Raw genomic sequence first — 269 nt, 5'->3', positions numbered from 1 at the left:
ACCTCCTTCTTCGATAGGCAATACATCCAAAACCAATCGAACCAACAAAAAGAACGAGGTAAAAAAAGGCGATGCAAAAACCTCAGTTGGTCAGCCAACTAAGGTCGCGAATGCTGTCTCGCATTCGATTCGCCAAGTCAAAGAATCTGAGATCCACAAAGCTCAGGTTCAATATGATCTTCCAAAAGGGCGTGGACGACGTGCGATGGAGGAGTATATGGACGTGATGAATCAAGCTAAAAAAGAGGAACTTGCGAAGCTTATTGGGG

The 269-nt window shown here is 45.0% G+C and carries 1 protein-coding gene; it reads left to right on the top strand.

What is annotated here, in order from left to right; genetic code table 11:
• Positions 1-269, top strand: a 269-nt coding sequence (locus tag AB4486_RS24355; RefSeq protein WP_372119207.1) for a chromosome partitioning protein ParA, incomplete at both ends; no start/stop codon positions are given.

Origin of the sequence: Vibrio sp. 10N.222.55.C6 (assembly GCF_041473395.1) — a bacterium.
Lineage (GTDB): Bacteria > Pseudomonadota > Gammaproteobacteria > Enterobacterales > Vibrionaceae > Vibrio > Vibrio crassostreae_C.
This window is presented reverse-complemented; position numbering and strand designations above follow the sequence as displayed.